This window comes from Cupriavidus sp. FW306-1B-F12B, from assembly GCF_058781795.1.
The window spans coordinates 83,124-97,889 of the sequence record NZ_JBYSXC010000017.1 but is presented as its reverse complement, the minus strand read 5'-3'; the positions used below and the strand labels follow the sequence as shown (position 1 = coordinate 97,889).

Genomic DNA, 14,766 nt, shown 5'->3' with positions numbered 1-14,766 from the left:
GGCGGGCTTTACAGCTTCAGGCGCTGCCAGATCGCCTTGGTGGCGCCGGCGGCATTGAGCGTGTAGAAGTGCAGGCCCGGCACGCCCGCGGCGAGCAGGCGCTCGCACAGCGCGGTGACCACGTCCAGGCCGAAGGCGCGGATCGATTCGCGGTCGTCGCCGAAGCTCTCCAGCCGCTTGGCCACCCAGCGCGGCACTTCGGCGCCGCACATCTCGGAGAAGCGCATCAGCTGCGAGTAGTTGGTGATCGGCATGATGCCCGGCACGATCGGCACCTCCACGCCCTGCGCCCGCACATCGTCGACAAAGCGGAAGTAGGCGTCGGCGTTGTAGAAGTACTGCGTGATGGCGGAGTCGGCGCCGGCCTTGACCTTGCGCACGAAGTTGTCCAGATCGTGGCGCGGGGACTTGGCCTGAGGGTGGTACTCGGGGTAGGCCGCGACCTCGATGTTGAACCAGTCGCCGGTCTCGGCGCGGATGAACTCGACCAGTTCGTTGGCGTAGCGGAACTCGCCGATCTCGCCCATGCCCGAGGGCATGTCGCCGCGCAGGGCGACGATATGGCGGATGCCGCCCTCGCGGTACTGCTGCAGGATCGCGCGGATGCTCTCGCGCGACGAGCCCACGCACGACAGGTGCGGCGCGGCCTCGATGCCTTCGCGCTGGATTTCCAGCACCGCGTCCAGCGTGCCCTGCTGCGTGGTGCCGCCGGCGCCGAACGTCACCGAGATGTACTTGGGCTTGAGCGGGGCCAGCTGCGCACGCGTGTTGCGCAGTTTCTCCGTGCCCTCCGCCGTCTTGGGCGGGAAGAATTCAAAGCTGAAGTAGCGGTCTTGCATAATGGTGGCGCGCCGCGTTGGCGCGGCGCGCGGTATGGGATTCGTGTCAGTGCAGGCCGCGTCAGGCGGTGCGTTCGCCCAGCAGCAGGCTGGCCAGCAGCCACGAGATCACGCTGTACAGGATGGAGCCCAGCAGGGCCGCCCAGAAACCGCCGACGGTAAAGCCCGACAGCAGGTTGCCGACAAACAGGAACAGCAGCGCGTTGATGACGAAGATAAACAGCCCCAGCGTCAGCAGCGTGACCGGCAGCGTCAGGATCACCAGGATCGGACGGATCAGCGTATTGACCAGGCCCAGCACCAGCGCCGCCAGCATCGCCGAGCCAAAGCTCTGGATGTGGATCGACGAGATGATGTACGGCAGCACGAACAGCGCAACAGCGTTGATGATCCAGACGACCAGTAATCTCATGACGGCTCCTTGAATGTGGTTTCTCCCCCTCTCCCGCAAGCGGGAGGGGGAGCCCTGCCTTCCTGTGCGGATCAGTAGCGGTAGTGGTCGGCCTTGTACGGGCCTTCCTTCTTCACGCCGATGTACGCGGCCTGCTGTTCGGTCAGCTCGGTCAGCTGCGCGTTCAGCTTGCGCAGCTGCAGGCGCGCCACCTTCTCGTCCAGGTGCTTGGGCAGCGTGTAGACGCCGACCGGGTACTTGCCGCTGTCGCGTTCCTGCCAGAGTTCGATCTGGGCGATGGTCTGGTTGGCGAACGAGCTGCTCATCACGTACGACGGGTGGCCGGTGGCGCAGCCCAGGTTCACCAGGCGGCCCTTGGCCAGGATGATCAGCTTCTTGCCGTCCGGGAACTTGACGTGATCGACCTGCGGCTTGATCTCATCCCATTCGTACTTCTCGATCGAGGCGATGTCGATCTCGTTGTCGAAGTGGCCGATATTGCAGACGATGGCCTGGTCCTTCATCTTCGCCATGTGGTCATGGGTGATGACATGGTAGTTGCCGGTGCAGGTGACGAAGATATCGCCATGCTCGGCGGCGTAGTCCATGGTCACCACGCGGTAGCCTTCCATCGCGGCCTGCAGCGCGCAGATCGGGTCGATCTCGGTCACCCACACCTGGGCCGACAGCGCGCGCAGCGCCTGTGCGCTGCCCTTGCCCACGTCGCCGTAGCCGGCCACGATGGCAACCTTGCCGGCGATCATCACGTCGGTGGCGCGCTTGATGCCGTCCACCAGCGACTCGCGGCAGCCGTACAGGTTGTCGAACTTGCTCTTGGTCACCGAGTCGTTGACGTTGATGGCCGGGAAGCGCAGTTCGCCCTTCTGGGCCATCTGGTACAGGCGGTGCACGCCGGTGGTGGTTTCCTCGGTCACGCCGCGGATGGCTGCCAGGTTGCGGCTGTACCAGCTCGGGTCCTTGGCCAGCTTTTCCTTGATCGCGGCGAACAGGTAGGTTTCTTCTTCGCTGGTGGCCTTGGCGATCACCGACTCGTCCTTCTCGGCACGCGCGCCCAGGTGCAGCAGCAACGTGGCGTCGCCGCCGTCATCCAGGATCATGTTGGGGGTGCCGCCATCCGCCCAGTCGAAGATGCGGTGGGTGAAGTCCCAGTATTCCTTCAGCGATTCGCCCTTGAACGCGAACACGGGCGTGCCGCCGGCGGCGATCGCGGCAGCGGCGTGGTCCTGGGTCGAGAAGATATTGCACGAGGCCCAGCGCACGTCGGCGCCCAGTGCCTTGAGCGTCTCGATCAGCACGGCGGTCTGGATCGTCATGTGCAGCGAGCCGGCAATGCGCGCGCCCTTGAGCGGCTGCGCCGCGGCGAATTCGTCGCGGATCGCCATCAGGCCGGGCATCTCGGTCTCGGCAATGGCGATTTCCTTGCGGCCCCAGCCGGCCAGGTTGATGTCGGCGACGAGGTAGTCTTGCTTCAGGTCGGTCACAGCGTTCATGTTTCACTCCCGGTGAAGAGTGGCACGCAGGTGACGAGTACGGGGAATCTGGCAGCCGTGGCATGGCGCAAGGGCACATGCGAAGCACGCGGATAGGTCGACTCGCCTCCGTGCGGACCACGGATCAGCGAGCGCCGTTGAAGACAGTCCGAGCCTGGCGGATGGCATGGGGCGGCTGTGCCGCCGGCCGCGCGATGTGCTTCGCAGGCCGCCATCCGTTGCAACGCTCCTCGGAGTGGCGGTATTGTAGCGTGCCCGGGCGCCTTGCGCACCGGCTCCCTCCGATTCCTGCACAGATGATCCCAACGCCACCCCGTACCCTGACCATCGCCGGTTCCGACTCCGGCGGCGGCGCCGGCATCCAGGCCGACCTGAAGACCTTTTCCGCGCTGGGCTGCTTTGGCATGAGCGCCATCACCGCGATCACCGCGCAGAACACGCTGGGCGTGACCGGCGTGCACGCCATTCCCGCCGACATGGTGGCCGCGCAGATCGATGCCGTGGCCAGCGATATCGGCGTGGACGCGGCCAAGACCGGCATGCTGGGCACCGCCGCCATCGTCGAGGCGGTGGCCGCTGCGGCGGACCGGCACGCCATCCGCAAGCTGGTGGTGGACCCGGTGATGATCTCGACCTCGGGCGCGACGCTGTCCGATGACGCCACCACGCAGGCGATGGTGCGGCTGCTGTTCCCGCGCGCGCTGCTGGTCACGCCCAACCTGCCCGAGGCTTCCTACCTGCTGGGCCGCAGGATCACGCGCCGTGCGGAGATGGAACAGGCCGCCGCCGACCTGATCGCGATGGGCTGCCCCGCGGTGCTGCTCAAGGGTGGCCACCTGGAAGACGGTGCCGCCGCCGGCGGCCTGGATGACCTGCTGATGCTGGCCGACGGCAGCGTGCGCGTGTTCACGCATCCGCGTGTCGATACCCGCAACCTGCACGGCACCGGCTGCACGCTGGCCGCCGCGATTGCCGCTCAGCTTGCGCGCGGCGATGCGCTGGAGGCGGCGGTGGGCACGGCGCTGGACTACGTGGCGCAGGCCATCGCGGCGGGCGCGGGGCTGCGGCTGGGTGCCGGCAACGGCCCGCTGAACCATTTGTTCGCGCCGCGCGCGCTGGGTTGACGGACATGCCGATGCTGGCCGATATCGACCTGCGCAGCGACCCGGCTGCCGCGTTCTACCTCAAGCATGAAGTTGTCGACGTGGTGTTCGCCACCGAACCCGGCGAGCTGATCAGCCGCGAGGGACCCAACCGCTACCAGCCTGGCGATGCGCTGATCACCAGCCGCGGCGGCGACCGCTGGTGCGTCTCGCGCGACCGCTTCGACCCCAAATACGAGGCCGTGCCGCCGCTGGCGCACGGCCAGGACGGCGCCTACCGCAACAAGCCGATCCCGGTACTGGCGCGCGAAATGCACGAGGCCTTCAGCATCGCGCGCAGCGCCGGCGGCGACGTGCTGCACGGCAAGCCGGGCGACTGGCTGATGCAATACGCGCCCGGCGACTATGGCATCACCGAGCGCGCACGCTTCGAACAGGTGTACCGGCCGCTGCAGGACTGAGCGGCCAGGCCGACGCCAGGGTCAGTTGCCGCCGGCGGACAGCGGCACCAGCTTGAATGCGGCCCGCGCCACGCACACCACTGTGCCGGCAGCATCCTTGACCTCGCCCTCGCAGAATGCAATGCGCGCGCCGCGGCGCAGGCAGCGCGCCTCCAGCGTCAGCTCGCCGCGCGCTGCCGCCAGGAAATGCGTGGACATGTCGATCGTGATCACGCCGGTTTCCAGCGGCGCATGCGAGCGCGCGGCTCCGCTCAGGGTGAAGTCCAGCGTCGCCATCAGCGTGCCGCCATGCACATCGCCACGGCTGTTGACCAGCGACGGGTGCGCCGGCAGCCGCGTGCGGCACAGGCCCTCCTCGATCTGAACCGGTTGCAGGCCGAAATAGCGCATCAGCGGCACGTCGATGCCGAAGTAGGGCTTTTCGGGCGTGCCGGGGGCGACGGGGATGATTTCGGGGGCGGTCTGGCTGGACATGATGGGGGATGCTGGATGGTTGGCGGGGAATGCTGCCCAACATCATAACGGCGGGGCCCCGTTCGGTTCCCGCGGCTGGGCGAATGTCGCACAAATCCTGGCGCCGCGCGCGCCCTTCAGAGCACCTTCCGCATCGCCACCCGCTGCCGCAGCCCCGCAGCACGCTGCGCCGCCAGCGCGTCGGCCAGCAGCGGACACAGCTCGTCGTCACGCAACTGGCGAAACCCGAGCGATGCATAGAACGGCGCATTCCAGGGCAGGTGGGCAAACGTGGTCAGGTTGAGCGAGTGCGATCCCCCCGCCCGCGCCCAGCCCTGCACCGCCCCTACCAGCGCCCGCCCGATGCCGCGGCGCCCGTGGTCGGGGTGCACATCCATTTCATCGAGATAGGCGCACTCACCGTTGCGGCTGGCCAGCGCAAAGCCGGCCAGTTCCCCATCGCGCTCGGCTACCCACAGGCGCGCTTCGCGCTGCGCGGCGGCCAGCACCGGCTCGGGCGTGCTGACCAGGCGCAGCAGCGCCGGCAGATCCGTATCAGGGAAGAGCGCCGCGGCGGCCAGTTCGATATCGGCCAGGCGCGGCACCTCGTCCGCCGCTGCCAGGCGGATGTGCGCAGCAGCAGCCATGGCTGGCTCCGCGCTCAGACAGCGGGGAACAGGCTGATCAGTTGGGCCACCGCGGCCGGCACGTCATCAGCCTCGGTCACCGCGCGCACCACGGCGGCACTGCCGACGCCGACGGCCAGCACCTCGCGCATATTGGCCGCGTTGACGCCGCCGATGCCCACCAGCGACGGGATCACCGGCTGCATCAGCTTCACGTAGGCGCGGAAGCGGCCCATGCCCTGCGGCTGGGTCGGCATCACCTTGGTGGTGGTCGGGAAGATCGCGCCCAGCGCCAGGTAGCTGGGGCGGATCGCGGCCACGCGCAGCATCTCGGCATAGCCATGGGTGGAGACACCCAGGCGCAGGCCCGAAGCGCGGATCGCATCGAGGTCGGCATCGTCCAGGTCTTCCTGGCCAAGGTGGATGCCGTAGATGCCGCTCTGATCGCCGCCGTTGGCGGCGCGGTAGTCGATCGCGGCCTGCCAGTGGTCGTTGACGAACAGGCGCGACGACGAGCCCTGCATGGCCTTCGCCGCGCGTGCGATCTCGGCACGCACCGCGGCGGGGTCGTCGGACTTGAAGCGCAGCTGCACCGTCGGCACGTTCAGCGGCGCCAGGCGCTCGATCCATTCGGCGCTTGGCACCACCACGTACAGGCCCAGCGCGGGGCACGGCGCGAACGGCGCCGCGGCCTGCTCGGGTGCCACCAGGGCGGCGTGCCGCACATGCGGGAAGCGGGCAAAGTCAGACGGCCAGTCGGCCGAGCCCGGCTCCCAGGCGCGCGCCAGGCACAGCGCGTCGTGCGCGGGGAAATGCAGCGACAGGCTGGCCAGCAGCACCGCGACGAAGGCGGGCGAATGCGGCTGGTCGGTGTCGGCGGCGACGGAGAAGACCCAAGTGCCCATCGGCGAGCGCACCGTGTCGATCCACTGGCCGCCCTCGCGGTCGGTCTCGATCAGCGTGGCGCCCGCGGCGGCGACGCGCGCGATCGTGCCTGCGTCGGCTTCGCCGTCGAACAGCAGCACGTCGTGGGCGCCGGGTTGCGCGGGCGCGTCGGCCAGGCGCCAGGCCTGCCACGGCTTGTCATCGACGCCGAAGGTCTCGCCATAGTGTTCCAGCACCGCCTGGCGCAGCGGGCCGTCACTGGCGGCATGCACGGCGCGGCGGGTCATGCGCGCTGCTCCGTGCTGTCGGCGTGCCAGAACGGCATGCCAACGACAGGGGTGCTGGCCTGCGCCACCTCGCGCTCGGGCATCGGCCCGGCCAGGTAGGCGGTGCGGCCGGCCTCAACGGCCTGCGCAAAGGCGCGCGCCATATTGACCGGGTAGGCGGCCTGCGCCACCGCGGTATTGAGCAGCACGCCGTCGTAGCCCCACTCCAGCACCTGCGCCGCATGCGACGGCAGGCCCAGGCCGGCATCGACGATCAGCGGGGTGTCGGGCAGGCGCTCGCGCAGCACGCGCATCGCGTGCGGGTTGACCGCGCCGCGGCCGGTGCCGATCGGGGCGGCCCAAGGCATCAGCGCCTGGCAGCCCACGTCGAGCAGGCGGCGGCACAGCACCAGGTCCTCGGTGCAGTACGGCAGCACCTTGAAGCCTTCCTTGATCAGGGTCTCGGCCACGGCCGGCAGGTTCAGCGTATCGGGCTGCAGCGTGTAGTCGTCGCCGATCAGCTCCAGCTTGATCCACGGTGTTTCGAAGACCTCGCGCGCCATCATCGCGGTGGTGATCACTTCCTGCGCGGTGAAGCAGCCAGCGGTATTGGGCAGCACCGGCACGTCCAGCGCCTTGAGCATCTGCCAGAAGGCCTGGCCGCCCTCGCCGGCGCCTACCGCGCCCTGGCGGCGCAGCGCGACTGTGATCATGGCGGGCCTGGAGGCCTGCACGGCCGCCTCCAGCGTGGCCGGCGACGGGTAGCGCGCGGTGCCCAGCAGCAGGCGCGAGCCGAACGACTCGCCATACAGCACGAACGGGTCGCGCAAGGTTTCGGAAGGTTCGAATGTCATGGGTCAGCCTCCCGTCACGGGTTGCACGAGGTCGATGCGGTCGCCGGCCGCAAGAATGGTGTTGGCGTGGGCGCCGCGCGGCACGAACTGGCCGTTGACCGCCGCGGCAAAGGGGGGCGCGATCTGCGCCGCGCTCACCGCGTCCGCCAGCGTGGCGGAATCGGCAAGGGCGAGCGGTCGGCCGTTGAGCAGGATTTCCATGTCAGTCATGCGTTAGTGCAGCAGCCCGCCAGGTGCGGCCATGGTTGCGGCGGCGGGCGCTTCGGTCACGGCTTCGATCATGCCAGGCCAGCGCAGCGCGGCCGGCACCGCATGGGCCGCGGGATCGCCCTTGAGCAGCGCGCCAACCACCGCGCATGCAGCCTCGGTCACCGCCGGCGCAATCAAAAAGCCATGCCGGTACAAGCCGTTGACGCGCACCACGCGCGCGCGCTGGTCCACGCGGATCGCCGGCAGGTGGTCGGGCCGCGTCGGGCGCCGCTGCACGTTCAGTTCCAGCACGCGCGCCTCGCCGAAGGCGGGATGCAGCGAATGCGCCGCCGACAGCAGCTCCAGCGCGGAACGCACGCTCATGGGCGAATCATCCTCGCTTTCCAGCTCGGTGGCGCCGATCACGTACAGGTCGTTGGGCTTGGGCGCGATATAGATCGGGTAGCGCGGATGCAGCAGCCGCACCGGCCGGTGCAGCCTGACGTCGGGCGCATGCACGCGCACCACTTCGCCACGCAGGCCGCGCAGGCCCGGCTTGTCGCCGCCCGGCTGCGCGGGCCACGCCGAGCGCGCGCCCAGGCCGCGGCAATCCAGCACCACGTCGGCACGGATGCCGAGCTTGGGCAGCGATTCGGCATCGACCTCGCCAGCCTCCCAGACGCAATGCACCCCTTCGCTGACCGCGCACGACAACAGCGCGCGCAGCGCGCCACGGTTGTCGAGCTGGCCTTCGCCGGCCAGCAGCAGGCCCTGCGGGAAGCGGCCCGCCAGCGCGGGCTCGACTTCGCCCACGCCCTTGCCGTCCAGCGCGCGCAGCCGCTGCGACACCAGTTCGGGCGGCGCCACCGCGCGCACGCGGCTGGTGAACAGCGACATCTCGGCGCGGTCACGCGCATGCCAGACCACCAGCGTGCCGTCCTCCTGGAAGAAGACCGGCTCAGGCAATTCGGCCAGCCACGCGCGCCACAGGTCGACGCTGGCGATGCCCAGGTCGACGATGCGGCGCTCGGCAATGGCCGATTCCGCCAGCGGCGCCAGCATGGCCGCGGCCACATAGGCGGCCGAGCCCGCACCGTCCGGACCGGCCCGCTCCACCAGCGCCACGCGGGCGCCGCTGCGTACCAGTTGCCAGGCGGCCAGGCGGCCGGCAAGACCGGCCCCGAGGATGGCGACGTCAAACGACTGCACTGCTGTCATGAGGGGTGTTGTACCGGACGGGCGTGCGGCCGCGCCGGCCTCCTTGTTGTCGGTGCCGCCGCGCGAGGCGCTGCGCGGCGGCGAAACACGAGCGGGCATGGGTGCGAAGCCATGCCCGTACTGCCAGTCACTGCATCACGAGTAGATCTTGCTGCCCTTCTTCAGGAACTCGATCGACTTCTCTTCCATGCCCTGCTTCGCTTCCTTGGGCAGCGACGCCGCGTAGTCGCGCACTTCCTGCGTGATCTTCATCGAGCAGAACTTCGGCCCGCACATCGAGCAGAAGTGGGCGATCTTGGCGCCCTCGGCCGGCAGCGTGGCGTCGTGGTACGAACGCGCGCGTTCCGGATCGAGGCCCAGGTTGAACTGGTCTTCCCAGCGGAACTCGAAGCGTGCCTTGGACAGCGCGTTGTCGCGCAGCTGCGCGCCGGGCCAGCCCTTGGCAAGGTCGGCAGCATGGGCCGCGATCTTGTAGGTGATGATGCCTTCGCGCACGTCTTCCTTGTCCGGCAGGCCCAGGTGCTCCTTGGGCGTGACGTAGCACAGCATTGCCGTACCCATCCAGCCGATATTGGCCGCGCCGATGCCGCTGGTGATGTGGTCGTAGCCGGGGGCGATGTCCGTCACCAGCGGTCCCAGGGTATAGAACGGCGCCTCGTAGCAATGCTTGAGCTCTTCGTCCATATTGGCCTGGATGCGCTGCAGCGGCACGTGGCCCGGGCCTTCGATCATCACCTGCACGTCGTGCTTCCACGCCTTGGCGGTCAGTTCGCCCAGCGTGCGCAGTTCGCCGAACTGGGCGTCGTCGTTCGAGTCCGCGATGCAACCCGGACGCAGGCCGTCGCCGAGGCTGAACGACACGTCATAGGCCTTCATGATCTCGCAGATCTCGTCGAAGTGCGTGTACAGGAAGTTTTCCTTGTGGTGTGCCAGGCACCACTTGGCCATGATCGAACCACCGCGCGAGACAATGCCCGTGACGCGGTCGGCGGTCAGCGGCACGTAGCGCAGCAGCACGCCCGCGTGGATGGTGAAGTAGTCCACGCCCTGCTCGGCCTGCTCGATCAGCGTGTCGCGGAACATCTCCCAGGTCAGGTCCTCGGCGATGCCGCCGGTCTTGTCCAGCGCCTGGTAGATCGGCACCGTGCCGATCGGCACCGGCGAGTTGCGCAGGATCCATTCGCGGGTTTCATGGATGTGCTTGCCGGTGGACAGGTCCATGATGGTGTCGGCGCCCCAGCGGATCGACCACACCATCTTTTCCACTTCCTCGGCCAGCGACGAGGTCACCGCCGAGTTGCCCAGGTTGCCGTTGATCTTGACGCGGAAATTGCGCCCGATCGCCATCGGCTCCAGCTCGGTGTGGTTGATGTTGGCGGGAATGATGGCGCGGCCCGAGGCAATTTCCTGACGCACGAATTCCGGCGTGATGTCTTCCGGACGCAGCGGCAGGCCGGCGCCCAGCGCGTTGCCGGGGTGCTGGCGCAGCAGCGCCTTGTAGTCGGGCTTGTCGTACAGCGCCTGCAGGTTCAGCGATTCGCGCAGCGCCACGTACTCCATTTCAGGCGTGATGATGCCGCGGCGCGCATAGTGCATCTGCGACACGTTGGCACCGGCCTTGGCGCGGCGCGGGTTGGTCAGCTGGGCAAAGCGCAGGTGCGCGGTGGCGGGGTCGTTGGCGCGGTCGCGGCCGTATTCCGACGACAGGCCCGGCAGCACTTCAGTGTCGCCACGCTCGTCGATCCACTTGGCGCGCACGGCGGGCAGGCCGGCCTTCAGGTCGATATGCACGTCCGGATCGCTGTACGGGCCCGAGGTGTCGTACACCGGGATCGGCGGATTCTGCATCTCGCCCTTGTCGGTGCGCGTCGACGTTTGCAGGATGGTGCGCAGCGGTACGCGGATATCGGGGCGGCTGCCGGTCAGGTAGGTCTTGCTGGAAGCCGGGTAGGCGAATTTCTGGTCGAGGTCGCTTTCGAGCGATTCGAAGGATGCAGCGGGGGCAGTACGGGCCATGGGTGTCGTCCTCTCTCTTGCGGGGTGGACGAAACCAGGAGCCTTGTGAGCGCTGCCCGGGGCCTGAGGCCTGAGGCGGCGAGTCCCGGAGGGACTGGAGACTTGGTCTTGTGAAACTTCCCACGCCGGTACTAGCCGGATCGGGTTCGAAGGGACTCTCTCAGCCGCACGGCCCATCCGTACGGCACCCCTGTTTCATCCAACGGGGTGAATTTAAGCACAAGGTGCCGGTGGGCGCCAGTGCCAGTTCCCTGCCGTTTGTGGTGCCACACCTGTTCGAAAAGGTATCGAATCGCGCATGCTGCGGCGCAATAATCACCCGCAAGGGGACAACCGCGCACTCAAACGCCGGCGACGTGCTCTACCATGCAGTAAGACGCGTCCATCTTCCGATCCCGCCATGACTGAAGCTGCCACCCACCGCGTGTTCAACCAGGTGCCCGATCTCGCGCACTACAACCTGTTCGCCACCGATCCGGCGCTGCGCGGCGCGCTGGAACGGCTGGGAGGCGGCTGGCACGCCGGCGCGCTGGGCCAGTTCGGCGCGCGCCTGGGCGAGCCGGAAGTCCAGCAATGGGCAGCCGATGCCAACCGCCACACGCCCGAGCTGCACACGCACAGCCGCACCGGCGAGCGCATCGACGCCGTGGATTTCCACCCGAGCTGGCACGCGCTGCTGGCCCTGTTGCGCAGCCAGCAACTGCAGGCCCTGCCCTTCGCGCAGCCGCGCGCGGGCGCATGGGCGGCGCGCACCGCCGGCTACTTCCTGCAGGCGCAGGTGGAATCCGGCTCGCTGTGCCCGCCCACCATGACCTTCGCCAGCATCCCGGTGCTGCGCAAGGAAACCGCATTGTTTGCCGAGCTTGAGCCGCGGCTGTATGCGACCGAGCACGATGCGCGCGACCTGCCGTGGCGCAGCAAGAGCGCGATCATGATCGGCATGGGCATGACCGAGAAGCAGGGCGGCTCGGACGTGCGCGCCAACACCACCGTGGCGCGCGCGGTGCGCGGCGAAGGCCGCGGCGCGGAATACGCGCTGACCGGGCACAAGTGGTTCTTTTCCGCGCCGATGTGCGATGCGCACCTGGTGGTCGCGCGCATGGGCGCCGAAGACGGCCCGCTGTCGTGCTTCTTCGTGCCGCGCTTTCGCGACGACGGCAGCAAGAACGCGGTGCTGATCCAGCGGCTCAAGGACAAGCTCGGCAACCGCTCCAATTCCAGCAGCGAGGTGGAATTCCGAGACGCCACCGGCATCCTGATCGGCGAGGAAGGCCGCGGCATCCCGACCATCATCGAGATGGCCACCGGCACGCGGCTGGACTGCGTGATCGGCAGCGCCGCGATCCTGCGCGCGGCCCTGGTGCAGGCGCTGCACCATGCGCGCCACCGCAGCGCCTTCGGGCGCCTGCTGGCCGACCAGCCGCTGATGCGCAATGTGCTGGCCGACCTGGCGCTGGAATCCGAAGCGGCCACGCTGCTGATGATGGAACTGGGCCACGCCTTCGAGCACGCTGACGATGATCCGCTCGCGGCGGCGTGGAAGCGCGTGGTCACCCCCGCGGCCAAGTTCTGGGTCTGCAAGCGCACGCTGGAAGCCACCGGCGAAGCCATGGAAGTCTGGGGCGGCAACGGCTACGTGGAAGAAGGCCCGATGGCGCGCCTGTACCGCGAGGCGCCGGTCAACTCGATCTGGGAAGGCTCGGGCAACATCATGTGCCTGGACGTGCTGCGCGCGATCCAGCGCAATCCCGACGATGCCGCACGCTTGCTGCAAGACCTGTCGCGCCGCGCCGGCGGCCATCCGGCGGTGCGCGCGGAACTGGCATCGCTGCAGGCGCTGCTGCGCCAGCCGCCGGAATTGCTGGAAGCCAGCGCCCGACGCTTTGCGCAGGGGCTGGTGCTGACCGCACAGGCCGCGCTGATGCTGGCGCATGCCGATACCGAGAATGCCGAGCTGTTCGTCGCCAGCCGGCTGGGACGGCAGCACGGGCGCGTGTTCGGCACCCTGGATGCGGATGCCGACGTGCTCAAGCGGGTGTTTTCGCGCGGCTTCGAAGGCTAGCGATTCAAGCCTCCATCGATTCCAGCACCCGCAGCATCACGCGCGGCGCGTAGCGGATCAGGTCATGCGCGCGCTCGCCGATCATGATGGCGGGTGCATTGATGTTGCCGCCGACCAGGGTCGGCATTACCGACGCATCGACCACGCGCAAGCCCTCGACGCCGCGCACGCGCAATTGCGGGTCGACCACCGCCATCGCATCCATGCCCATGCGGCAGGTGCCCACCGGGTGGTAGATGGTGTCGGCATGCTCGCGGATCATCTCGCGCACGGCAGCGTCGTCACTGCCATCGGCACGCAGGCCGGCGGAATAGAGTTCGCGCCCGCCGAAGCCGGCCAGCTGCGGCTGCGCAAAGATGCTGCGCACGATGCGAACGCCGGCGACCATGTCGTCCAGGTCGCGCGCATCGCTCAGGTATTGCGGGTCGATCAGCGGCGCGCGCCGGATATCGTGCGAGGCCAGCCGCACCTCGCCGCGGCTGCGCGGGCGCAGCACGCAGACATGGCAGGAATAGCCGTGGCCGAAGTTCAGCCGGCGCATGTGGTCATCGGCCATGCCGACCACGAAATGCAGCTGCAGGTCGGGTTCGGGCAGATCCGGGCGGCTGCGCAGGAAGCCGCCTGCCTCGGCGAAGTTGCTTGACATCATGCCGGTGCGCTCGCGGCGGTAGCGCAGCATTTCAGGCACCAGCCGCGCCAGGCCGCCGAACGACACGCCGAACAATTCAGGCACGGCCACGCGCTTGTGCAGCACGATGTCCAGGTGGTCCTGCAGGTTGGCGCCCACGCCGGGCAAGTCATGCACGACGGCGATGCCATGTTCGCGCAAGTGCGCGGCGGGGCCGACGCCCGACACCATCAGCAGCTGCGGCGAGCCGAACGTGCCCGCGCACACGATCACGTCGCGGCGCGCGCGCAGCAGTTGCCGGCGGCCCTCGCGCACCACCTGCACCCCGGCCGCATGGCGGCCTTCGAAGACAATGCGCAGCGCCTGCGTATCGGTCAGCACCCGCAGGTGCGCGCGGCCGCCATTGCAGGCCCGGTCGCGCTTGTTGCCACCGTGCAGGTAGGCACGCGCCGCGTTCCAGCGCTCGCCCGCGTGCTGCGTGACCTGGTACCAGCCCACGCCCTCCTGTTCTTCGCCGTTGAAATCGTCATTGCGCGGGAACCCCGCCTGCTGCGCGGCCTCGATGAAGCGTTCGGCAAAGGGGTTGGGGGTGCGCAGGTCGCTCACGTGCAACGGCCCGTTGCCGCCGTGCAGCGGGTCGTCGTCGCTGCCGGCCAGGCGTTCATTGCATTCGGCGCGGCGGAAGTACGGCAGCACGTCGTCCCACGACCAGCCGTCGCAGCCGGCGGCGGCCCACGCGTCATAATCGGCGGCGCGGCCGCGCGTGTAGATCATGGCGTTGATCGAGGAACTGCCGCCCAGCCCGCGCCCGCGCGGCTGGTAGCCGCGGCGGCCGTTCAGGCCTGGCTGCGGCACGGTTTCATAGCCGTAGTTGCGTGCCCCCGCGCGCGGCAGCAGCGCGGCAAGCGCCGCGGGTGTGCGTACCAGCACATGGTGATCGTGGTGCCCGGCCTCGACCAGGGCAATGGTGTCGTCGCCGCTGTCGGCAAGCCGCCCCGCCAGCGCACAGCCCGCCGAGCCCGCGCCGACGATGACGTAGTCAAAGGTGGTTTCCATCTGTCTCCCCGCGAGTCCGCAGGCGGCGCGCGTGCGTGAGCCGGGCCGCGCCGGTGCATGCGCGCCCTGTCCGTCCAGCGGATGGCAAGCTGTGAGATTCAGTGTAGGCGCTAGCCCGGACGGTGGAGAAGCCCGGTGGCGCGGGCCGCCGGCGCTGCGCAGACGGGCGTTTGAATTGCCCTTCTGGTAGGAAACTTCCATTGCCATG

At 68.8% G+C, this 14,766-nt stretch carries 14 protein-coding genes and 2 riboswitches; of the genes, 3 read left to right on the top strand and 11 right to left on the bottom strand.

Translation table 11 applies throughout. The features are described from left to right. Positions 1 to 8: 8 nt before the first annotated feature. The 3 genes from metF to ahcY form a co-directional block, all read right to left on the bottom strand. Complete coding sequence (gene metF, locus AC3WLE_RS25320; RefSeq protein WP_115711511.1) at positions 9 to 839, bottom strand: methylenetetrahydrofolate reductase [NAD(P)H]; 831 nt, start codon at positions 837 to 839, stop codon at positions 9 to 11. A gap of 61 nt (positions 840 to 900) precedes the next feature. Further along, entirely contained in the window at positions 901 to 1,251 is a 351-nt protein-coding gene (locus tag AC3WLE_RS25315) for a phage holin family protein (protein WP_011614424.1), read from the bottom strand. Between the two features lie 71 nt (positions 1,252 to 1,322). Then, positions 1,323 to 2,741 carry an adenosylhomocysteinase gene (gene ahcY / locus AC3WLE_RS25310; RefSeq protein ID WP_492321176.1) on the bottom strand — a complete coding sequence of 473 codons (1,419 nt, stop codon included), beginning with the start codon at positions 2,739 to 2,741 and terminating at the stop codon, positions 1,323 to 1,325. A gap of 122 nt (positions 2,742 to 2,863) precedes the next feature. Beyond that, positions 2,864 to 2,979, bottom strand: a riboswitch (S-adenosyl-L-homocysteine riboswitch). A 58-nt stretch (positions 2,980 to 3,037) separates the two neighbouring features. Between ahcY and thiD the strand changes: the two genes are divergently transcribed. Both thiD and AC3WLE_RS25300 read left to right on the top strand, forming a co-directional pair. Continuing rightward, positions 3,038 to 3,865, top strand: coding sequence for a bifunctional hydroxymethylpyrimidine kinase/phosphomethylpyrimidine kinase (gene thiD / locus AC3WLE_RS25305; protein ID WP_492321175.1), 828 nt, complete (start codon positions 3,038 to 3,040; stop codon positions 3,863 to 3,865). A gap of 5 nt (positions 3,866 to 3,870) precedes the next feature. Continuing rightward, complete coding sequence (locus AC3WLE_RS25300) at positions 3,871 to 4,305, top strand: PGDYG domain-containing protein (protein ID WP_011614421.1); 435 nt, start codon at positions 3,871 to 3,873, stop codon at positions 4,303 to 4,305. 21 nt (positions 4,306 to 4,326) lie between these two features. On the opposite strand, the gene AC3WLE_RS25295 is transcribed toward AC3WLE_RS25300, so the two are convergent. The 7 genes from AC3WLE_RS25295 to thiC form a co-directional block, all read right to left on the bottom strand. Further along, a complete protein-coding gene (locus tag AC3WLE_RS25295; RefSeq protein ID WP_456803365.1) occupies positions 4,327 to 4,779 on the bottom strand; it encodes a PaaI family thioesterase in 453 nt (150 codons plus the stop codon). Between the two features lie 116 nt (positions 4,780 to 4,895). Continuing rightward, positions 4,896 to 5,405, bottom strand: a complete 510-nt coding sequence (locus tag AC3WLE_RS25290) for a GNAT family N-acetyltransferase (RefSeq protein ID WP_492321174.1) — start codon at positions 5,403 to 5,405, stop codon at positions 4,896 to 4,898. A 14-nt stretch (positions 5,406 to 5,419) separates the two neighbouring features. Next, the gene (locus AC3WLE_RS25285; RefSeq protein ID WP_492321173.1) at positions 5,420 to 6,556 is read right to left on the bottom strand and encodes a thiamine phosphate synthase; all 1,137 of its coding nucleotides are present in this window, start codon (positions 6,554 to 6,556) and stop codon (positions 5,420 to 5,422) included. Next, a complete protein-coding gene (locus tag AC3WLE_RS25280; RefSeq protein ID WP_010813326.1) occupies positions 6,553 to 7,389 on the bottom strand; it encodes a thiazole synthase in 837 nt (278 codons plus the stop codon). Before AC3WLE_RS25280 ends, AC3WLE_RS25285 begins: the two co-directional genes overlap by 4 nt. 3 nt (positions 7,390 to 7,392) lie before the next feature. After that, the gene (gene thiS / locus AC3WLE_RS25275; RefSeq protein WP_011614418.1) at positions 7,393 to 7,590 is read right to left on the bottom strand and encodes a sulfur carrier protein ThiS; all 198 of its coding nucleotides are present in this window, start codon (positions 7,588 to 7,590) and stop codon (positions 7,393 to 7,395) included. Positions 7,591 to 7,602: 12 nt separating this feature from the next. Then, positions 7,603 to 8,796: an FAD-dependent oxidoreductase gene (locus tag AC3WLE_RS25270; RefSeq protein WP_011614417.1), complete on the bottom strand. Its 1,194-nt coding sequence runs from the start codon at positions 8,794 to 8,796 to the stop codon at positions 7,603 to 7,605. 135 nt (positions 8,797 to 8,931) lie between these two features. After that, positions 8,932 to 10,812, bottom strand: a complete 1,881-nt coding sequence (thiC, locus tag AC3WLE_RS25265; RefSeq protein WP_492321172.1) for a phosphomethylpyrimidine synthase ThiC — start codon at positions 10,810 to 10,812, stop codon at positions 8,932 to 8,934. A gap of 100 nt (positions 10,813 to 10,912) precedes the next feature. Beyond that, a riboswitch (TPP riboswitch) is annotated at positions 10,913 to 11,014 on the bottom strand. A 198-nt stretch (positions 11,015 to 11,212) separates the two neighbouring features. Here thiC and AC3WLE_RS25260 point away from each other — a divergent pair. Further along, complete coding sequence (locus AC3WLE_RS25260; RefSeq protein WP_492321171.1) at positions 11,213 to 12,874, top strand: acyl-CoA dehydrogenase family protein; 1,662 nt, start codon at positions 11,213 to 11,215, stop codon at positions 12,872 to 12,874. Between the two features lie 4 nt (positions 12,875 to 12,878). On the opposite strand, the gene AC3WLE_RS25255 is transcribed toward AC3WLE_RS25260, so the two are convergent. Beyond that, positions 12,879 to 14,558 carry a GMC family oxidoreductase gene (locus AC3WLE_RS25255; protein ID WP_439668492.1) on the bottom strand — a complete coding sequence of 560 codons (1,680 nt, stop codon included), beginning with the start codon at positions 14,556 to 14,558 and terminating at the stop codon, positions 12,879 to 12,881. Between the last annotated feature and the right edge of the window lie 208 nt (positions 14,559 to 14,766).